Source organism: Amycolatopsis samaneae (assembly GCF_039541975.1).
Lineage (GTDB): Bacteria > Actinomycetota > Actinomycetes > Mycobacteriales > Pseudonocardiaceae > Amycolatopsis > Amycolatopsis samaneae.
Genome location: NZ_BAABHG010000011.1, coordinates 39,255 through 58,813 on the forward strand (window position 1 = coordinate 39,255; position 19,559 = coordinate 58,813).

15 protein-coding genes are annotated in these 19,559 nt (G+C 70.6%); 5 read left to right on the top strand and 10 right to left on the bottom strand.

Going from position 1 to position 19,559, the window contains the following annotated elements; translation table 11 throughout:
* Positions 1 to 575: 575 nt before the first annotated feature.
* Complete coding sequence (locus tag ABD987_RS27915) at positions 576 to 2,048, top strand: bifunctional aminoglycoside phosphotransferase/ATP-binding protein (RefSeq protein WP_345400120.1); 1,473 nt, start codon at positions 576 to 578, stop codon at positions 2,046 to 2,048.
* Positions 2,049 to 2,056: 8 nt separating this feature from the next.
* Here ABD987_RS27915 and ABD987_RS27920 read toward each other — a convergent pair whose 3' ends face one another.
* From ABD987_RS27920 to ABD987_RS27945, 6 genes are all read right to left on the bottom strand, one after another.
* Positions 2,057 to 3,661 (bottom strand): ABC transporter permease, encoded by a 1,605-nt coding sequence (locus ABD987_RS27920; protein ID WP_345400123.1) that lies wholly within the window; start codon positions 3,659 to 3,661, stop codon positions 2,057 to 2,059.
* Positions 3,658 to 4,560 (bottom strand): ABC transporter ATP-binding protein, encoded by a 903-nt coding sequence (locus tag ABD987_RS27925; RefSeq protein ID WP_345400126.1) that lies wholly within the window; start codon positions 4,558 to 4,560, stop codon positions 3,658 to 3,660. Before ABD987_RS27925 ends, ABD987_RS27920 begins: the two co-directional genes overlap by 4 nt.
* Positions 4,557 to 6,797 (bottom strand): phosphoenolpyruvate synthase, encoded by a 2,241-nt coding sequence (gene ppsA / locus ABD987_RS27930; protein ID WP_345400129.1) that lies wholly within the window; start codon positions 6,795 to 6,797, stop codon positions 4,557 to 4,559. Before ppsA ends, ABD987_RS27925 begins: the two co-directional genes overlap by 4 nt.
* Positions 6,798 to 7,395: 598 nt before the next feature.
* Positions 7,396 to 8,091 carry a hypothetical protein gene (locus tag ABD987_RS27935; RefSeq protein WP_345400132.1) on the bottom strand — a complete coding sequence of 232 codons (696 nt, stop codon included), beginning with the start codon at positions 8,089 to 8,091 and terminating at the stop codon, positions 7,396 to 7,398.
* 361 nt (positions 8,092 to 8,452) lie between these two features.
* A complete protein-coding gene (locus tag ABD987_RS27940) occupies positions 8,453 to 9,220 on the bottom strand; it encodes a DUF2637 domain-containing protein (protein ID WP_345400135.1) in 768 nt (255 codons plus the stop codon).
* 691 nt (positions 9,221 to 9,911) lie between these two features.
* A complete protein-coding gene (locus ABD987_RS27945) occupies positions 9,912 to 10,223 on the bottom strand; it encodes a hypothetical protein (RefSeq protein ID WP_345400138.1) in 312 nt (103 codons plus the stop codon).
* A gap of 240 nt (positions 10,224 to 10,463) precedes the next feature.
* On the opposite strand from ABD987_RS27945, the gene ABD987_RS27950 reads away from it, so the two are divergent.
* Positions 10,464 to 11,522 carry a LacI family DNA-binding transcriptional regulator gene (locus ABD987_RS27950; RefSeq protein WP_345400141.1) on the top strand — a complete coding sequence of 353 codons (1,059 nt, stop codon included), beginning with the start codon at positions 10,464 to 10,466 and terminating at the stop codon, positions 11,520 to 11,522.
* Between the two features lie 501 nt (positions 11,523 to 12,023).
* Positions 12,024 to 14,057: an ATP-binding protein gene (locus ABD987_RS27955; protein WP_345400144.1), complete on the top strand. Its 2,034-nt coding sequence runs from the start codon at positions 12,024 to 12,026 to the stop codon at positions 14,055 to 14,057.
* A 126-nt stretch (positions 14,058 to 14,183) separates the two neighbouring features.
* Here ABD987_RS27955 and ABD987_RS27960 read toward each other — a convergent pair whose 3' ends face one another.
* Complete coding sequence (locus ABD987_RS27960) at positions 14,184 to 14,390, bottom strand: hypothetical protein (protein WP_345400147.1); 207 nt, start codon at positions 14,388 to 14,390, stop codon at positions 14,184 to 14,186.
* 217 nt (positions 14,391 to 14,607) lie between these two features.
* Here ABD987_RS27960 and ABD987_RS27965 point away from each other — a divergent pair, with 217 nt between their 5' ends.
* Together ABD987_RS27965 and ABD987_RS27970 are read left to right on the top strand one after the other, a co-directional pair.
* Positions 14,608 to 15,924: a transglycosylase SLT domain-containing protein gene (locus ABD987_RS27965; protein ID WP_345400150.1), complete on the top strand. Its 1,317-nt coding sequence runs from the start codon at positions 14,608 to 14,610 to the stop codon at positions 15,922 to 15,924.
* Between the two features lie 42 nt (positions 15,925 to 15,966).
* Positions 15,967 to 16,548, top strand: a complete 582-nt coding sequence (locus ABD987_RS27970; RefSeq protein ID WP_345400153.1) for a type VII secretion system-associated protein — start codon at positions 15,967 to 15,969, stop codon at positions 16,546 to 16,548.
* A 64-nt stretch (positions 16,549 to 16,612) separates the two neighbouring features.
* Here the strand turns inward: ABD987_RS27970 and ABD987_RS27975 are convergent, their stop codons facing one another.
* Genes ABD987_RS27975 through ABD987_RS27985 form a run of 3 tightly spaced genes read right to left on the bottom strand, consistent with a single transcriptional unit; the run spans position 16,613 to position 19,276 of the window.
* Positions 16,613 to 17,275: a toxin glutamine deamidase domain-containing protein gene (locus tag ABD987_RS27975; protein WP_345400156.1), complete on the bottom strand. Its 663-nt coding sequence runs from the start codon at positions 17,273 to 17,275 to the stop codon at positions 16,613 to 16,615.
* Between the two features lie 22 nt (positions 17,276 to 17,297).
* Positions 17,298 to 17,978: a type VII secretion system-associated protein gene (locus ABD987_RS27980; protein WP_345400159.1), complete on the bottom strand. Its 681-nt coding sequence runs from the start codon at positions 17,976 to 17,978 to the stop codon at positions 17,298 to 17,300.
* Positions 17,979 to 17,989: 11 nt separating this feature from the next.
* On the bottom strand, positions 17,990 to 19,276 hold the full coding sequence (locus tag ABD987_RS27985) for a YrhB domain-containing protein (RefSeq protein WP_345400162.1): 1,287 nt from the start codon (positions 19,274 to 19,276) through the stop codon (positions 17,990 to 17,992).
* Positions 19,277 to 19,559: the final 283 nt, after the last annotated feature.

The following is a 19,559-nucleotide window of genomic DNA, read 5'->3' on the forward strand; positions in this document are numbered from 1 at the left end:
CGAACACGGTTCGTACGGCGATCAGCAGGGTCGCCGTTGGCCTCCTCGTCGAAGGGCGTGTCGACGGTTCCTTCGGAGGTGAGGATCGGCACGAGGCCGAGTTCCCGTTTCGCCCGGGCGATCAGGGCGAACAACCGGCGCGAGAGACTCATCGGGGGACGGTGGGTGGTCTTCGAGCATGAACCACCTTGACCAGCACGCCAAGCCGATGGTCGCGTCGACACCGACCCTCGGTCGCCTGGTGGCAGGAATACCACGCGCGCAGGAGACTCCGGGGTTTCGCCGATGAGCGACGAGGCCCCGGAACCAGCCAATCTGTCCACTTCGGACTCGAAAGCCATCGTGACACCGCAGTCGCGACCCTGGCGGCTCTCGCGCTCCCGGGCGCCGGTGGGGTAGGCACCCACCACAAGCCCCGAACCGCTGGGCACCTCGTCCGGGACACCGGTACCGAGCTTTACCATCCTCTCGACATCGGTACGGTTCCCGCCTTCGCCGGGACCGGGCGGATCGTCACATCGCTGTGGTGACCTCCGGCCCTGTGCGCGGATGCTGCTCCCGAGGAGCCTGGTCCCATGGCCTCCTCCCCCACGCCGCCGGTTCCCCCGCCGCCCGCCTGGGCCGCCGTGCACGAGACGCACATCGGTGCGGTGTTCCTCGTCGGCGACCACGCCTACAAGCTGAAGAAGCCGGTCGATCTGGGCTTCCTGGACTTCACCTCCCGGACGGCGCGCCGACGGGTCTGCCACCGCGAAGTCGAGCTCAACCGGCGGCTCGCTCCCGACGTCTACCTCGGTGTCGCCGACCTGACCGGGCCCGACGGCGAGCCCTGCGACCACTTCGTGGTGATGCGCCGAATGCCCGAGGAACGCCGACTGTCCACTGTGGTCAAACAGGGAGAGCCGCTGGACACACAGGTGGACCGGCTCGCCCGCCTGCTGGCGAGCTTCCACGCCCGCGCCGACCGGAGCGCGGAGATCTCCGCCGAGGGCTCGCGCGACGCGATCCGGGCGCGCTGGGAGGCCAGTTTCGCCCAGGTCGGCCCGTTTCACGGTCCGGTGCTCGACGCGGCCGAGGCCGCCGAGACCGAGCACCTGACCCGGGAGTTCCTCGCCGGGCGCGAAGCGCTGTTCGACCGGCGGATCGCCGACGGCCGGATCGTCGATGGGCACGGCGACCTGCTCGCCGACGACATCTTCTGTCTCGACGACGGGCCCCGGGTACTCGACTGCCTCGAATTCGACGACCGGCTCCGCAGGCTCGACGGCCTCGACGACGTCGCGTTCCTCGCGATGGACCTCGAACGGCTCGGCGCCGCGAGCCTCGCGGCCCGGCTGCTGGACCGCTACGCCGAGTTCTCCGGAGATCCCGCCCCCGCCGCGCTCCGGCACCACTACCTCGCCTACCGGGCCTTCGTACGGGTCAAGGTGGCCTGCCTGCGGCACAGGCAGGGCGACGGCTCCTCGGCTCCCCTGGCCCGCCAGTACGCCCGGATCGCGCTGGACCATCTCCGCGCCGCCAGGGTACGGCTGATCCTCGTCGGCGGGCTGCCGGGCACCGGGAAGTCCACCGTCGCCGCCGCGCTCGCCGACCGGCTGGGCGCCGGCCTCCTGCTCAGCGACCGCGTCCGCAAGGAGGTGGCCGGGCTGTCCCCGGAGACGTCCGCCGCGGACGAGTACCGGCATGGCCTCTACACCCCCGAGCACACCGACCGGACCTATGCCGAACTCGTCCACCGCGCTGGCGCCCTGCTCGCGCTCGGCGAGACCGTGGTGATCGACGCATCGTGGAACGCGGACACGCACCGGAAGCTCGCGACCGGGGTCGCCGCGCGAACGCACAGCGACCTCGTCGCGCTGCGGTGCCACGTTCCCGCGGCCACCGCGGCCGATCGCCTGGAGTCCCGTGGACCGTCCTTTTCGGACGCTTCACCGGAGATCGCCGACCGGATGGCCGCCGACACCGAACCGTGGCCGGAGTCCCGCCCGGTGCCGTGCGACGGCACCCCGGCCGAATCCCTCGCGCGGGCGCTCGCGCACCTGAGCTGACACCGGCCTCAGGCGGGCACGTCCCGCCGCCGGAACCCGATCAGCCCGGCCACAGCGAGCCCGGCGCCCACCACCGTCAGCCAGATCAGCGGCGTCGCGGTGGCGGTGCCGCCGGGCAGCCGGGGCAGGTGCGAGAACGGCGAAAGGTCGAGGATCCACTGGGCGAGGCCGAGCAGGACGCCGAATTCGCCGATCACGCCGAAGAACGCCAGCACCGCCCAGGCCAGCACCCAGAACCGGGGCAGCAGACCGAAAACCGCGACAGCCGTCCCCAGGGAAACCAGCACCGCGGGCCACTGGGCCAGCGCGGCGCCGGTCACCCGCACCAGCTCGGCGGCGACGTGCCCGGTGTGCGCGCCGTAGGCCAGCCCCGCCCCGGCGCCCGCGACGGTGAGGCCCAGCAGACTCCCGGCGGCGGCCAGCCCCAGATACCCGGCGAGCAGGCGCACGCGCCCGATCGCCGTGCCCAGCAAGGGTTCCGTCCGCAGCGACTGTTCCTCCTCGTGCAGCCGCGCGAGCACCGCGACCACGTACATCGAGGCGAACAGACCGGCGAACGCCAGTTCCGCGGCCAGGAACGCGTCCGTCACCCCCTGCGCACCACCGAGCGCCGCGATGAAGGCCCGCGCCCGTGGATTGTCCAGGAACTCCCCGATGTCCGAGGCGATACTGCCGACCAGCAATCCCGTCAGGAGGAAGGCCGACAGCCATACGAGCAGGCTCATCCGGGTGAGCCGCACGGCCAACCCACCCGTGCCGCCCAGCAACCGTCCCGCCCGCGCGGGGCCGGGACGTCCGGGGAGCAGTCCCGCGCCGTGGTCGCGGATCCGTGCGCACGCGACCGCGACCGCGACGAGCACTGCCGTGCAGGCCATGGGAAGGACGAACACCCACCAGCGGTCCCCCGCGAACGGGCGGACCTGCTGCACCCAGCCGATCGGTGAGACCCACGACAGCCATCCGGGGCCGCTGGAGTCGCCCACCGCGCGCAGCGCGAACATCGCCGCCAGCACCACGGCCGCCAGCCCCGACGCCGTGCGGGCGCTTCTGGTCAGCTGCGCGGTCAGGACGGCCAGCGCGCCGAACACCAGGCCCGCAGCCGTCCACCCGGCCCCGAGCGCGAGCGACCCGGCCACCGGAAGCCCTACGAGGGCCAGCCCCGCCGTAGTGCCCGCACCGAGCAGGACGCTCCAGCCCGCGACCACGCCCAGCCCGGATGCCAGCGGCGCGTAACGTCCCAGCACTCCCGCGCCCAGCAGTTCGAGCCGTCCTGCCTCTTCCTCGGCGCGGGTGTGCCGGACCGCGGTGAAGACCGTCACGAGCGCGGCGAGCGCCGCCCCGAACCCGGTCAGCTTCAGCACCGCGATCGCGCCGAGTGACGCCGGGTCGTAGATGTGGCCGTACATTGCCAGCAGCGCCGGAACCGCCTCGGCCCCGTCGGTGAACGAGGCCCGGGATTCGGCGGTCGGGTACAGCTCGGCGGTGGCCGCGGCGGAGGCGCCGGTGATCACCGCGAAGGTCACGATCCAGAAGGGCAGACGGACCCGGTCGACGCGGACCGCCAGCCGGAGCAGCGCGCCGGTACCGATCACCCGGCCGCCCGGCCCGCTCATGCCGTCACCGCCGGGGTGTCGGCGCGATAGTGGCGGAGGAACAGCTCTTCGAGCGTGGGAGTCTTCGTCGTCAGGCTCCGTACCCCGCACCGGCCCAGCAGCGCCAGCACGGCGTCCAGACCGGTGTTGTCGACGCTCATCCGCACGACGTCGCCATCCCGGCCGAAGTCGTGCACGCCGGGCAGGGCCGCCAATCCGTCCGGTGGCCCTGCCATCCGGACGACGATCGAGGTGCGGGCGAGGTGCCGTAGCTCGTCCAGGCTCCCGGTGTCGACTGTGCGCCCGGCCCGGATGATGCTGACCCGGTCGCACAGCGCCTCGGCCTCGGCCAGGATATGGCTCGACAACAGCACGGTCCTGCCGCGTGCCCGCTCCTCGCGGACGCATTCGCGGAAGACCTCCTCCATCAGCGGGTCGAGCCCCGCGGTCGGCTCGTCCAGCAGCAGAATGTCCACATCGGACGCGAGCGCCGCGACCAGCGCCACCTTCTGCCGGTTCCCCTTCGAGTAGGCGCGCCCCCGGACGGTGGGGTCCAGTTCGAAGCGGTGGAGGTACCGTTCGCGGCGGCGCGGGTCGAGGCCGCCACGCAACCTGCCGAGCAGGTCGATCACCTCCCCGCCGGTCAGCGCGGGCCACAGCGACACCTCGCCGGGGACGTAGGCCAGCCGCCGGTGCAGCGACACCACGTCCCGCCACGGGTCGCGGCCGAGCAGCCGCATCCGGCCGCCATCGGCGCGCAGCAGCCCCAGCAGCAGCCGGATCGTGGTCGTCTTCCCCGCCCCGTTCGGGCCGAGGAAGCCGTGGACCTCGCCGGCGCGCACGCTCAGGTCCAGCCCGTCGAGCGCGACGGTATGCCCGAACGACTTCCGCAGGCCCTCGATCTCGATCGCGGCCGTCACCGGGCACGCCCGAGCAGGAGCCGCCGCTCCGCCGCGGCGATCGCGGACCGGGCCGGGCCGAGCACGTCCGGGTTGACCGAGATCGAGGTGATCCCGCACCGCACCAGATGTTCGGCGAAGCCAGGGTTCGCGGACGGCGCCTGCCCGCACAGCGACGACGTGATCCCGAGGTCCACCGCCGTGCGCACGATCCGGGCGATCGCGCCCAGCACCGCGGGATCGGACTCGTCGAACAGTTCGGCGCACTCCGCCGAATCCCGGTCGACACCGAGGACGAGCTGGGTCAGGTCGTTGCTGCCGATGGAAACACCGTCGATCCCGAGCCCCGCGTACTCCGGCAGGTAGTGCGTCACCGACGGCACCTCGGCCATGATCCACCGGCGCAGGCCGCGCTGCCGCCCGAGCGGGCTCGCGTCCACCAGGTCGAGGCAGGCTTCGAGCTCCCATTTGGTGCGGACGAAGGGAATCATCAGGTGCAGGTTGGGGGTCTGCTCGCGGACCCTGGCCAGCGTGCGCAGTTCCAGCCCGAACAGCTCCTCCTCCCGCACGTAGCGGTAGCAGCCCCGGTAGCCGATCATCGGGTTGCTCTCCACCGGCTCGTACTCCGCGCCGCCGGTCAGGCCACGGAACTCGTTGGTGCGCAGATCGGTCGTCCGGTAGACGACAGGCCGCGGCGAGAACGCCTTCGTGATCCGCAGCAGCGACGCCGCCATGGCGTCCACAAAGGACTCTTGCTCGCCGCGGGCGATCAGCTGCCGCGGGTGCCTGCCACCGAGCGCCTCGGTCAGCAGGAACTCGGCCCGGAGCAGCCCGACACCGTCGACCGGGCGCCGCGCCACCTCCTCGGCGTGCTCGGGCATCGCGAGGTTGACGTACAGCAGGGTGCCGATCGGCTCCGGAGCCGGTTGCGCGACAACGGTTTCGGCGCGGACGGGCTCCCGAGGCACGCCCTCACGGACCTCCCCTTCGGTCCCGTCGACGGTGACCAGCCCCCGCCCGGCGAGCACCCGGGTGGCGTCGCCGGTCCCGACCACGCACGGCACCCCGAGCTCGCGGGCGACGACCGCGGCGTGGCAGGTCATGCCGCCCCCGTCGGTGACGAGCGCCGCCGCCCGGCGGATCGCGGGCACCCAGTCCGGATTCGTCATCGGCGCCACCAGCACCTCGCCGTCGCGCAGGTGCTTGGCCTCGGCGGGGTCGCGCAGGACCCGAACGCTTCCGTTTCCCTGACCCGGTGAAGCGCCGAGGCCGGACACGAGCACGTGGTCTGCGCGCTTGCCCACCGGCGCCAAGGTGGTGATCGGCCGCGACTGGACGAGCCAGATCTTGTTGTCCGCCATGGCGAACTCGATATCCTGCGGCACACCGTAGTGATCCTCGACCCGGACGGCGGTACGCGCCAGCTCCAGGAGCGCGGCGTCGCCCAGCACCCGCCGCCCGCCCGCCTGCCGGGGAAGCTCGATCTTGACGTCACCTCCGCCCGCCTCGGCGATGATCTTGTGGCTCTTGGTCCCGACCCTGGCGGACAGCACCCGCAGGTCCTCCTTCGCCACCACGTAGGTGTCCGGTTCCACCGCGCCGCTGACGATCGCCTCACCCTGGCCGAAAACCGCCTCGATGACGACCCGCTGCCGGTCGCCGGTGCGCGGATCGGCGGTGAAGATCACCCCGGAACGTTCGGCCGGGATCATGCGCTGCACCACCACGGCGATCGCGGGCTCGCCGGTGAAGCCGCGGCTCGCCCGGTAGCTGACCACCCGAGGGGAGAACAACGACATCCAGCAGTCGACGACCCGCTCCGCGAGCGCGTTGTCACCCCAGACGTTGGTGAAGCTCGCGTTCATCCCCGCGAACGACGCCTCCGCGCCGTCCTCGCCGGTGGCCGACGACCGCACCGCGACCGGGATCGACGAGTCCAGCGCGTGGTACGCCCCGAGCAGTTCCTCACGCAGCGGGGCACCCATTCCGGCGCCGCGCACGAGCCGGCGAAGACGGTCACAGTAACCGCTCAGCTCGTCGGCGTCGTCGACCACGGTCAGGGCCTTGGCATGCAGCTCCGCGATCTCGGTACGTACCCCCGCCCGCTCCATCGCCGCCCAGTACGCCTCCCGTGGCAGTACAAAGCCACCGGGCACCTCGAACCCCGCCGCGATCAGCTCGCCGAGGTTCGCCGCCTTGCCCCCGGCGGATTCGGCGTCTGCCGCCCGGATCCCGCTCAAGTCCCGCACCTGTGCCATGGTGTCTCCTCGCCTCGCGCGAATCGTCCGTCCGCCATGCTCACCGCGTCGCGGCGACGCCGCTGTGGGCGAAGGTCACCCGTCGCAGGGGCGTTCGGCCCACCCGTACGCGGAGCGTGCGATCCGCCCTGTCGTCCGGATCCGGCCGATCAGCGGCGCGCGATGGGGACGGGTGAGGAGGCTCCCGCTGCTTGAGCACGAGGTTGGCCTCGGGGTCACCCCGACCACGCGACGCTGCCCATCGAGCACCGGCAACGCGCTCACCTTGTGGTCCACCAGGGTCCGCACGATCTCCTCGAGCGGGGGTCTCCTCCTCAACGCTGAAGACGTGCGTGGTCACGAGATCGCGGCCCCGCGGACCCTGGTCATGATTCTTCACGGTCTGGAGGAGTGTTTCCGGTTCGGCCTTCCGTCCCTGCCTGTGCCTTCTCACGATCGTCCATGTACATCTCCTTCCCACGCGTGCGGTGCGCCCGCCCGCAGCGGCGGCCGACGCACCGGGTCGCTCGGCACCACGCCGCGTCGTCTCCGTGAACGCGAAACGCGCGGCTGCGGTCAAGCGGGAACGCGATGACGGTCCGGCGCCCGGCGCCGGACGTCAGGCGGCCGGGCGCACCGGGCCGTCGACCGGTCCTCGCACCCCATCGGGTATCGCGATGGTGACGAGCAGTTCCGCGAGACCGGGCATCCCCAGTGCGGCTGCCTTCTCCGCGCGAGTCCCCGGATAAGCGAAGGGCTTGGTCTCCAACCTGCCCTCGACGCCCAGTTCGGCAGCGGCGAGCAGCAGGTACTGGGCCACCCTTCCGACCTTGACCAGCTGAGAACGCGTCTCGGTGTCGACCGCGACCGCCACACAGTCACACGAACGCCCGTCCCCGCCGACTGGCAAGCAGCGGCGGCGCATCCGGGTCTCCGCACGTTCCTCCCGGAGTGCCCGGATATACACGCCACTCCCCTGAAGCCACGGCCGCAACCGGCGCACCAGCCTGTCCGACAGCCACAGTCTGTCTACTTCGGACTCGATGGCTCTGCCGAACACCGCGCAGTACCGGGCCCGGTCTCGCGCGGTCGGCGCCGCCCGTGTCCCGCTGACGATCCGCGCGACCCGGTCCGGTTCCGCCGGGGTACCCCCGAACCCGGTCCGGGGCACCCAGCCCAGCACCCGCACGGCCACCTCGAGATTCGCCAGCACGGCGCCGCAGCCGATCAGCCGCGCGCGGCCCGTACGGTCACCACCGAGTACCGGCACACCGGGCCGCTCGTACAAGTCGATCACGCCACCGTCGATCCCCATCACCCAACCACCGCCGAGTCTCCGCGGGGGAGCTTCGCGGGCAGCACCCACGAGAACGGTCTTCTCGTCCTGTGACCACGTGTGCGTCTTCCCGGTGCTCGCTGTCGCTTTGGTCAGCATCGTCCCGTCCTCCTCGCCGCACTTCCAGCCTGCCGACCGGACTGACGGCGCACCAGTGGCCTCCGTCGCGGCGAGCGGGGACTTTCGGCCATGCCCGCTCAGGTTTCCGGCCACATGACGTCCCGATCGGCGCGTGATCGGCTCACGAACGAGGACTGCCAAGACGATCGTGCACGTCTACGCGAGCGTCCGTTACGAAAGATACCCACCGCCCTTAGCAGGATGAGCTCCCAGACCGACCTCACAGCGAGGCTCGAACGGCGCGCAGCGGCCGCTGTGCCACAAGCTCGGAGAGCCGCCCGTTGTCACGCCACCTCCGGACCATCCGCCGACCGTAATTGTGCGTGCCGGCCATCCGATCCAGCTCAGCACCGCTCGGTGTACGCCCCTTCGCGCGCTCCACCACGAAGTAGGCCCACATCCGCTCCTCCGCGGTCAGTCTCGCCCCGTCCGAGACCACAGCGAGACTGACCTCCGCCCCAGTCTCGACAGGAGACTCGCAGCGATCGTCGCTCTCGTTGGTGGTCTCGGAAACACTCTCCGTCGCCACAGGCACCGTCTCAGCTCGGTGCCGTTTTAGCGCCCGGTTCAGCAGCTCGACGGCCAGTAGCAGAGCCAGCGGCGGGCACGCCGCGACCATCACGCCGAACACGCTCAACCGCGAAGCCGAACCGATATTCGCGCACAACGACAGTGAGATGCCGAAGCCGAACGCCAGCCACGCCGCCCAGCGACCAGTTGCGCGGGCATCATGGCCGTTCTTCCACAGCTCGACCGTCGCCGCGGTCAGCAGGCCATCCACGATCAACGGCCAGATCGACGCCGTCGACTCATCCGCACCGAACCGCAACGCGAACTCCCGACCATGGCGATACGACGCATACGCCGCACCAAGAGCCACCAGCGCCGTACATGCACACTGGATCCACAACGCCCGATCCCGGCGCACCCGATCACCGACCGCACTCACCGCCACCACACCCGCCGGCTCACACGGCACCACGAACATGTCCGTACTCGGCCTGACCAGGCGACAGAGACCGGCATCTGTGAGCCCGAGGGGAGCCCGAGAGAACACGGACACGACGACACCGCACGACACAAGCCGACACTTCGGACTGTCCAATCAGCGCCCCGAGCAGACGAAACGACCTTGGATGGCATCACTCGACACCACCCGACACGTCCGGGTTTCGACTCTTAACCAGCGGGTTCGGGGTTCGAGTCCCTGATGGCGCACCCGCACTCCCCAGGTTATCGGAAACGATGACCTGGGGTTTTGTGCTTTCCGGAAGCTTTCCTTCCGGTTGCGGACTGTCCACTGTGGTCGCTGGGGAGCCCGAGAGCGCGGGCCGGGTGCAACGCCTTGCGCGGGACGCTCCCAGCGATCGACTCGGCCACGGCGAGCGCGACCTCGGTCAGGACGTGGGCGTGGAGGTCCGGACTGTCCGACAGGGCCGCACCTCGTCCCAGGCGACCGGCAACGCGACCGGTCCGAGCCCGGCAGTGTCCTTTTTGCACTGGATCTCCTCGAACGGCACCGCGATCGGCTCCAGCCGGGCGATGTGCTGGCCGGGGCACTGCTGCGGGGCCGTGGCCGAGATGCGTGCCGCGCGGCCGGGTGAGCCCCAGCCGGTCGGGCCGGGAGCGGGAAACCGCCGGGATCGTGGTTGGCGGCCCGCACCGAGGCCACCAGGTAGTCACCCCGCCGCGACGAGGGTGTCCGCGAGCTCGGTGTCCGCCCGTGCCACCCGCGTCAGCCCGGCGCCGGTGCCGGGCGGACGGAGGGGTTCTTCGGTGGCGTGGGGTGCCGCGGCCGGGTCGTCGCGGAGCCTCGCGAGCCGGTCCGGGTTGCGCGGCAGTAGCGGCAGTGCCAGCACGCCGTAGGTGATCATGCTCGCCACGGTGTCGCGACCGGCGGCCAGCGGGCGCGAGACCACCTTCGTCAGTGCGAGCTGGGTGAGCGGCTGTTCCGCCGCCAGCTCCTCGACTTCGACCTGTCCGTCGGACAACGCGCCGGCGACATGGTGGAACAGCGCCGTGCCCTCGCGGGCAACGATTGTTGCCCCGCCTGAGCCACGTGATCATTCGGCCGACCATCGACGGTTAACCGGGTAACCTGATCATGTGCGTCTGTGCAAGCAACGGCCATCGGGGCGAGCACGCGAACGTAGGATGCCCACAGGGAAACCGAGGCGGCGGAACGCAGCCGAAGAGGAAGCCGGAGGCCGTCTTTGGTAACCATGCGGGAGGTGGCGGAAGCCGTCGGCGTCTCGCACGCCGCGGTCTCGTATGCCTACAACCGGCCCGACAAACTTTCCAAGCAGCAGCGAGCACGCATCCTCGAGACGGCCGCCGCGCTGGGCTACCCGGGGCCGAACCCCACCGGCCGCGGGCTGCGTACGGGCAAGATCGGCGCGCTCGGACTGGTGCTGACCGATTCCCTGTCCTACGCGTTCGAAGATCCGGGAGTGGCGCTGCTGATGCGCGGCATCTCGGAAGTCGGCGAGCTGGCCCAGATCGCCTTGACCTTGCTGCCCGCACCGCTGGAGACGACACCCGCCGCCGCGAGCCTCGACACGTTGCTGCGCGGCGTGGTCGACGGCTTCATGGTGTACGCGATGCCGGATCGGCACCCGGTGCTCGACAGCGTCCTGCGCCGCCGGCTGCCGGTCGTGACCATCGACGGCCCCGCGCTCAAGGGACACTCCATGGTCGGCGTCGACGACCGCGGCGCGGCCCGCGAAGCGGCGCGGCACCTGCTGGCGCTCGGCCACCGCGACGTGGGCGTGCTGGTCAGCCGCCTGAGCCCGGACGGCCGTTCGGGGACGGCGTCCCACTCGCGGGTCGCCCATGCTCGTGACCGGGTCATGAAAGCGCGGGTCAAGGGTTACCGCGACGCCTTCGCCGAGGCCGGGGTCGGCGTGCCGCCGGTCGTCGAGGCTGGGGGGTTCAGCGCGGCGCAGTCCCGCGCGGGCGCCGAAACGCTGCTCGACACCCGCCGGGTGACGGCGGTACTGGCCGCGACCGACGTACTGGCACTGGCCCTGCTCGAAGCGGCGGCCAGCCGTGGCCTGCGTGTTCCCGAAGACCTGGCCGTGGTGGGGTTCGACGATCTGCCCGCGGCGGCGGGCGCGGGGCTGACCACAGTCCGGCAGCCCATGACGCAAAAGGGACAGCAGGCGGCCCGCCTGCTGTTGGACACCATCGGCGGGGAGCCGGGAACACACGTCGTCACCCTGCCCACCGAACTGGTGGTGCGGGGCAGCACGGCCCACCGGGCGACCGGATCGGCGGCCTCGCCGCGCTGAACCCCCGCCCGCCGGTCGTGCCCTGTGCCGTCGCGGGCCGCCGGCGGGGGCGAGCCGGATCTCACATCCCGGCTTCGCGGCCGGGCGGGTAGGCTGGACGCCACGATTCTAGTTACACGGTTAACCTGGCGATAGCGAGTACGTGCCGATGACCCCTATGCCGCCCTTCCGCGCCACTTCCCCTCGCGCAGGGTTTTCCGCGCGGGCAAAGCTTTTCCGAGCCTGCCCGGGGCCATAAGAAGAAATATCTTCACTTTTTCACTATGGAATCACCGTTTGACCCTCTCACGCCGAGAACGCCCTCACCGTCGATCGACCGTGCCGGAGAGCGACCGCCCCGCTACTGTCCTCAATGGAATTGTGAGGTGCCGCCCGCGTGAGTCCGCCCGCTATCGGAAATATGCTTGCCGACACCGGCGTGAAACCGTCCGAGTTCGAAGGGGACGAGGCGTGAACGAAGTAGTGCCCCTCCCAAGCGTCTGCCCGAGCGGACGGCGTTCGATGGCCGAGCGTGTGCGGCAGTTCTCCCGTGCGGGTTTCGTCGGCCGCGCCGAGTATCGGCGGGTTTTCGCCTCGGCGCTTGCCGGCGAGCCGGGCGCTCCGCAGGTGTTGTTCGTGCACGGGCCCGGCGGGATCGGGAAGTCGGCGCTGCTGCGGCAACTCGCCGACGACGCCCTGGAACGGGGGCACACCGTGGTGTGGGTGGACGGGGAGTACGTGCTCACCTCCACCACCACGCTGGCCGAGGCCGTCGCGCCGGTGCACACGAGTACCCGGCCGGTGCTGGTCGTCGACGGGTTCGAGCACTGTCAGGCCCTGGAAACCTGGTTCCGCGACCAGTTGCTGCCCACCGCGCCCGAAGACACCGTCGTCGTCGTGGCCGGGCGGCACCGCCCCGAACCACGCTGGACACTCGGCCCCGGCTGGCGACACCTCGTGCGCACGATCGCCCTGGCGCCGCTGACCGTGGACGAGGCCGGTGATCTGCTCACCCAGCGTGGTGTTCCCGGTGAACTGCACACCACCGTGAACAGCTTCGCCGCCGGGCATCCGCTCACCCTCTGCCTGGCGGCCGAAGAAACCGCTGCCACACCCGCTACGGCCTGCGACACCCCGTGGGAACCCAGCCCCCAGGTCGTCGAGACCCTGCTGGCCCGCGTGATCGACCGGGCACCGTCCGCCGCGCACGAGTACGGCCTGCGCGTCTGCGGCCACGTCCGCCACACCACCATGGGCCTGCTGCGCACCGGCCTGAGCGAACACGACGCACGCGTCGTGTTCGATTGGCTCACCGAACTGCCGTACGTGGAAGTCGGGCGGCACGGACTGATCTGCCACGAACTGGTCCGCGAGGTACTCGATTCCTCCTTCAAATGGCGCGACCCGCTCGTCTACGCCGAAGTGAATCTGCGTTTGTGGCGGCATTTGCTCGACGGCCGATCGGCCGTTTCGGACGACGCGATCGACGTGGCGGCGAAGGATCTGCTGTACCTCAGCCGGTATCTCACCTCGTCAAGCAACGAGAGCCTCGCTTTTCGGGGACGCGAGGCGTTGTTCGAGAGTGCGTACCTGCCGGAGATGCGTGAGGATCTACTGCGGCTGGCGCGCGAGGACCGGGGCGAGGAACACGCGCGCCTGGTGGCCTACTGGCTCGACAGGCAACCGGAAGGCTTCACCGTCCACCACCGCGCCGGGGACCTGACGGTGGTGTCCTTCGACGTCTGGCTGCGCCTGTCTCCGGGGACGGACGAGCTCGGCGGGGACCCCGCGCTCGCGCCGGTCCAGGAGTATCTCGAGCACGCCGGGCAGGTGAAACCCGGAGAACATGTCGGGGTGGCTCGCTTCCACGTTCCGGCGTTGTCCTCCAAGCACTACGTGATCGAGGTGACGCTCCACACCGGGTACCAGTCCATCAAGTCGTTGCATCGCGACAACAGCCTCGTCGCGAGCTTCGTACCCGCGCCGAACGCCACGATCGTCGCGCCCCATCTCGAAGCGTACGACCTTGTGCTGTACCGGAAGATCCCCGAGGTGGAGGACGGGAGCTGGGGGCTGTTCACGCGCGACTGGCGCGAGACTCCCCTCGGGCATCATCTCGAACGAGCCGAGCGGAAACTGAGGCTCGCCGGCATGCTGGGGTACGCCGCGCAGGGCGCCGGGCAGGCACCGGCGATTTCCCAGGAGGAATTCTTCACCGCGGTCAAGCAGGCCCTGCGCGACTGGCATGACGACGAGGCGATCGCGGTGAACCGGCTCATCCGGGTCTACGGTGATGTCGGCGCCTTGCGTGCGGCCGTTGTCACCACCGTCGACGCCCTGCGTCGCGACCCACGGAGCATCAAACACCTGCGCGCCGTCCAGGCCACCCACCTCGACCGTGACACCAGCCAGAGGGCCGCCGCGGCCAGGCTCGGCGTGCCGTTCAGCAGCTACCGCCGGCACCTCCAAGCGGGAATACACGAAATCTGCGACGCGCTCTGGCGGCGCCATGAGGAAAACGGTGTCCAGAACAACCGGAACTCGTCAGCCGACTGAAGTGTTCCGGTGTGGCCAAGGAAGACGGGGCCCGCGCCGGACAGCGCGGACTCCGTCTTCCTGGTGTCAAAACGGATCCGGTGGGACTTCAGCGCACCACACCGAGTTCTCCGTATGTCGTGCCGCTCAGCTCCACCACAGTTCCCAGACGCTGCCGCCCGCGTTCCACCTGCACTCGTAGGGGCCCTTGCTGACGGCGAGCCCGGTCAGCACGCACTCGCGGTTGTCGTGGAACCAGCGGCCCGAATAGGTCAGTGAGTCGGCCGACGCGGGGACCGCCGTGGCCACCACCGCGCCGAGCCCCAGCAGCGTGGCGACCATCAGTTTCTTCATCAACTGCCTCCTCCGAATCCGGCCGTATCGGGCTCGACCCGGCCGTGGTCAGTTTCGCCGCACCACGTGCGGTACGGGCTCATTCCCTGGCCGAAGGGACAAACCTGCGAGCCGGACGTGCACAACCCTGGCCGCCGGTACCGCTCTCACGGTTTGCTGGTCCCAGCAGCTCCGGAAGTCCCGTGACCGGGCCGTCACGTAAAGGGGGTCGACAGCGATGACCAGTTCTCCCGACCGGACCTCGCTGGATCCCGACGTGCTGCGACGGAGCGCGGCCGAGATCGGCGAGCTCATGGACGACATGTCCTCGCTCGGGCGGCTCAACGCCGCCGGTCTCCGCCCGGGCGACTTCCCCGCCGCCGCCCGGTTCCAGGCTGTACTGCAGCACCGGGAAGGCGGCATCGTCCAGCACACGAACGATCTCCGGGCGACGCTCGGCAAGATCGCCCGCGATCTGAAGACGGTGGCCCAGGACCTCGAAGCGGTCGACCACGGGAGCACCGCCGCCGTACGACAGCTCACCGAGGACACGCGGGCGCTGAACGACACCCTCACCCGCGCCGAGTACGAGCCCGGCGCGTCGGATCCGGGAACCGGTAGTCCGGAAAGCACAACGTATCCGGAGAGCGGGAGCCCGGCAGGCACCGAAGGGCCGGGCGGCGGAAGTCCGGCAGGCACCGAGAGTCCGGACCACACCGGGGGGCCGGGCGGCGGCGGTTCCGGGTCGCCGGGCGAGCCGAACCACGGCGTCTTCACGGTGTCCCACCAGTCGCCCTTCCCGCCGAATGGTTCACCCCACGGCCATGTCGTGCGCGCGAGCACCGGTGGCCTCCAACGGCCGGACCTCTATCCGGTGGCGGATCCGCTCGTCTTTTCGCAGTGGGGTCCGCGGGCCGGGTCACCCCGCGAAGACGGTCAGCCGGGAAGGACGCGCCCTCGGGAGCCATCCGATCCGGCCTCCCCCACCGAAGGAGCGCCCGCGGCCTCGAAGGCGAAGCAGGAACCGGCTGCGGCGTCGGAGTCTTCCCCCGCCGCCGTACCGACGTCGTCGACCGGATCGACGTCCCGTGCCGAGTACCCCGTCACCTACTCGTCCGGCGGAGGCGCGGGCGTGCCATCGCACACCTACCCGGTGTCCGTGCCCGGCGGGGGCGGCTGGTCGATGGTTCCGCCGAGCGGCGACGTAGCCGACTGGATCCGGGAAGCCATCGAGATTCTCCGGGCCAACGGCGTGAACGTCAGCGACGCCGACGCGGCGCTCATCGCGACCATCATCCAGCACGAGTCCGGCGGCGACCCCAACGCCATCAACAACTGGGACAGCAACGCCGCGGCAGGCCATCCCAGCATGGGCCTGATGCAGACGATCGACACGACGTTCGACGCCTACAAGCTGCCCGGCCACGACGTCATCAACAACCCGGTGGACAACATCATCGCCGGGGTCCGCTACGCGATTTCCCGCTACGGCTCGCTGAACGGAGTACCGGGCATCCAGGGCCTGGCGGACGGCGGCGGCTACGTCGGCTACTGACGACGTGGCCCTTCCGGCGAACACGGCGACGAAAGGACCCCGATGACCGAGGACAGCACGATCACGACCAGCAGCACCGACGTCCCCCTGCGGGACCAGTGGGTGCTCATGGTCGACACCGCCTGGCGGCCCACCGAAGAGCAGCCCGAGCCGCCGGACGGCGCCGTCGTGGGCGCCTGGTACATCGGGCAGAACGGGACGACCGGGCACTTCCGGCCCAATCCGGGCTACGAACCGTCCGAGCCGGGACTCCCGACCGACCCGGTCGACGCGAACCTGCAACTCGTCGCCCGCGGCGAGGCCGAGATGTCCGACCTCCTGGCCGTGCTGCCGGAGATCTACTTCGGACTCGCCGTGGACGAAACGGGCCTCGCCGTCATCGAGCCCGCGCCGGACGGCGTACCGTCCCTGCTGGCGACGACCGCGCCGGCGCATCGCCCCCGGGTGGCCGCGCACGGCTGGGTGGACGTCACCGTCAAGGAGCTGGCCGACTCCGGTGCCGACGTGCTGTTCAACCCCGGCGCGCCGGCGTCCATGCGGGTACCCGGGACCTCGCTGAAAGCCCTTGTCAACGAGTATCGGCGAATCGTCATGAGTGGTGATTCCACGGCGCACACGCGGTAGGTCCTCGGGCAGGCCAAGCCTTTCCGGGGACCGCGCGACGCGAAAAGCCTTACCAGGAAACGCGTCAGGCAGCCTGCCGACGGAAGCGAGCCACCACGAGCCGCTCCACCTCACCATCGTCCACCGAAGCGAGCGCGCCGATCTGCGGGTCGAGCACGGACGCGACCGTGTTCCGCTCGTCGAACCGGGCGTAGAACAGCTGCCCGGTCACCTCCTGCCCGCGCAGCTGACGGCGCAGCCAGACCACGCCCCTGGTACCCGGCCCGGTGTCCACGACGGCATCGTTCACCTGGGACCAGGTGGCACAGACGGACACCTCGGCGTCGGGAAAGTGGGTGGCCAGCATCCGCTCCCACCAGCCGGGCTCCTCGTCCGAGGGCTGCCACGGCAGCGCGCGGGCGGGCCATCCGTCGACGGCGGCGGCGGCCGCGATGACGCAGTTGCGCGCGTTGACCGACCAGCGCCATGACCGCGCACCGCCTCCGGATGGCCGAAGCAGCGTGGCCTCCTCGTCCAGCGGCCGGGAGTTGCTCACGGGGAAGGGCTCGCGACCGTCGGCGGGCACACAGATCGTGGCCGCCAGCATCGGCTCCGCGACATCGGCGTAGCGGCAGCCGAAAAGCGCCGATCGCCCGGTGGCGCGGATCGGTTCGGGATCGGCCAGTTCGACACGCCCCTGATAGGTGCTCTCGATCCAGTCCCCGGCCCGGCCGGCGAAATCGCGCATCTGCCTTGTCGCTCCCGTCCGCCTACTCGGCGGCGGCCGTCGCCGACTCCTTGAACGCCCCGGCCAGCAACCGCATCGACGCCGGTGCGCCCGGGTTGAGCAGGACGTCGATCCCTTCGTCGGGCAGTGCCTCGGCCAGCCCGCTCGCGGTCACCTCCGTCCAGCCGGACACGTTCACCCTCGCCCGGTGTGCCGGCGCGGTGGTCACCAGCACCGACGGGACGTCGTCCGGGGACAGCGCCACGACCGGCGTGCCGTCCTCGTCCAGCGCGACCCCGTAGGTGATGTCGGGCAGCGACTTCAGCAGCTCGTCGCCGTCGATCTCGCCGCGCACCACCAGCTGCAGGGCGGCGTCCACCGGGTCGGTGGGCAGGCCTGGCTCCGAGGGCTGGTAGTCCGGATTCGGGTGGAACAGGCCGGTTTCCCCGTCGTCGTCGACGTACCAGCCGCCGACCACGGAGGCGAGCGGTGGCTGGCCGTTCTCGTCGGCGGCCTGCCACGCCGGGTCGATCATGAAGATCCAGCGGTCGGACAGGTCGAGCGTTTCCTCCCCGACCTGGTCCTCTCCCGCTCCTGACTCGTCCACTTCGGACTGCTCCGGCCGCTGACCAGGCTCGGCCTTGACCGCTTCCTCGCCGCCGTCCGGATCGGCGGGCAGTTCGACGTCGACGGTCCGTCCGGCCGCGGGTGTCTTCTTCGCCATGTCGTTCTCCCTCACCGGTACCGGATCACGTGCACGCCCGCCGCGTTCGCCTCGAAGGTGGCCGTGCCGTTCTCGGCCATCCCGTCCACGAACCGGACGCCGTCCTCCTCGACCGCCAGGACGATCAGATTGCCCACCGTTTCCCGGTCACGGTAATCCTTCCGGCGCACCCAGATCACCGCACGTGCCCCTTCGGACAAATTGACGATCTCTTCCATCGCCTCGGCCCAGCCCGCGTACTCGTGCACGCTGACCACCTCGCCGATCTGTTCCATGGTGACGGCGAACCAGGCGGCCGAACCCGAGGCAGGCGGATCGGGCAGATCCGGTTCCCCGTCGTCCCATCGCGCCATCCACGGCCAGGGATCGGAATTCGGCAGACCGAACGGCGATTCACCGGCCGCCTTGGGAACCACCAGCGCCGCGTCGAGCATCTGCTCCCGCCACTCCCCGGTCTCGGCGAACGCACGAGTCGTACACGCGAACAGCCAGCCGCGATGGGTTTCGTCGACCGGTGCCGGATCCACCAGCACCACCGCCCCCGAATACGCGTGCTCCAGCCACTCGTTCGCCTTGGCCACCGCACTCTCGAAATCCGGCGCGGGCCGCTGCCAGGGGTACGACGGCGCCGCGGCCGCGTCGACCTCCGGGCGGTGGAACCTGGCCACCCTGAGTTCGGCGACCTCACTGTCGTCGGTACTGGCCACATCGCCGCGTACCGCGTCGAGAACCACCGCGCGGCCCTCCCAATAGCGCACATACAGCAGATGACCGGTGATCGGCACCCCGTCCCGCTGCCGGCGCAGCCACACCACGGCGTTCGTGCCGGGGCCCCCTGCCGCCACCGCGGACGCCACCTGCGACCACGTCGCGCAGACACCCCGCTCGGCGTCCGGGAAGAACTCGTCCAGCAGCCGATCCCACCAGCCGGGTGTCTCGTCCTCCGGGTGCCATGGCAACGCGCTGGTCGGCTGCCTGCGGAACGTCGCCTCCGCCGCGATGAGACAGTTGCGGGCGTTGACCCGCCGCCGCCAGGAATCCGTCCCGTCCGGCGTGTTCAGCTCCCCGTCCAGCGGATCGGCGTTGGCCACCGGAAACGGCTCCGCGCCGTCCTTCGGCACCGCCAACGTCGCCGCCAGCATCGGCTCCTCCGGCTGCTCGGCGTACCGACAGGCGAAAAGCCATGCCTTCGGCTGTTCCACGAAGGGCTGCGGATCGGCGAGCTCCACCCGCCCCGCGTAGGTCCGATCGAGCCAGGCCGCCGCCAGCTGTGCGGGCTCTTCCACCGTCGTCACCATCGTCGATCCTCTTCACGTCCACCACGGGTTGCCTGGCGCCTGAACCCGATTCGGCTTCCGCGCACACCGGACCACGGCCCGCGGAATTCCACGATCGAGTTTCACCGCCCACAATGCCCTTGCCGAGACCGCTTTTCAGCAGGAGGCGCGCAGCCCGGCACCATCGCACAGCATCTCTGTCCCAACGTCCCTGTTCCCGCCCCGCCGGACCGCAGGCGCCCGAAGAGCGGCCGGTGAAGCCGATCGTCGCGGCGGAGCGGAAGCAAGAACCCGAGCGCGCGTC

Excerpts from the sequence above, each read along its gene's own strand:
- ppsA (WP_345400129.1), bottom strand. The coding sequence starts at position 6,797 with ATGGCACAGGTGCGGGACTTGAGCGGGATCCGGGCGGCAGACGCCGAA.
- ABD987_RS27915 (WP_345400120.1), top strand. The coding sequence starts at position 576 with ATGGCCTCCTCCCCCACGCCGCCGGTTCCCCCGCCGCCCGCCTGGGCC.
- ABD987_RS27940 (WP_345400135.1), bottom strand. The coding sequence starts at position 9,220 with ATGTTCGTGGTGCCGTGTGAGCCGGCGGGTGTGGTGGCGGTGAGTGCG.
- ABD987_RS27970 (WP_345400153.1), top strand. The coding sequence starts at position 15,967 with ATGACCGAGGACAGCACGATCACGACCAGCAGCACCGACGTCCCCCTG.
- ABD987_RS27955 (WP_345400144.1), top strand. The coding sequence starts at position 12,024 with ATGGCCGAGCGTGTGCGGCAGTTCTCCCGTGCGGGTTTCGTCGGCCGC.
- ABD987_RS27975 (WP_345400156.1), bottom strand. The coding sequence starts at position 17,275 with ATGCGCGATTTCGCCGGCCGGGCCGGGGACTGGATCGAGAGCACCTAT.
- ABD987_RS27965 (WP_345400150.1), top strand. The coding sequence starts at position 14,608 with ATGACCAGTTCTCCCGACCGGACCTCGCTGGATCCCGACGTGCTGCGA.
- ABD987_RS27985 (WP_345400162.1), bottom strand. The coding sequence starts at position 19,276 with ATGGTGACGACGGTGGAAGAGCCCGCACAGCTGGCGGCGGCCTGGCTC.
- ABD987_RS27935 (WP_345400132.1), bottom strand. The coding sequence starts at position 8,091 with ATGGGGATCGACGGTGGCGTGATCGACTTGTACGAGCGGCCCGGTGTG.
- ABD987_RS27980 (WP_345400159.1), bottom strand. The coding sequence starts at position 17,978 with ATGGCGAAGAAGACACCCGCGGCCGGACGGACCGTCGACGTCGAACTG.
- ABD987_RS27920 (WP_345400123.1), bottom strand. The coding sequence starts at position 3,661 with ATGAGCGGGCCGGGCGGCCGGGTGATCGGTACCGGCGCGCTGCTCCGG.
- ABD987_RS27960 (WP_345400147.1), bottom strand. The coding sequence starts at position 14,390 with ATGAAGAAACTGATGGTCGCCACGCTGCTGGGGCTCGGCGCGGTGGTG.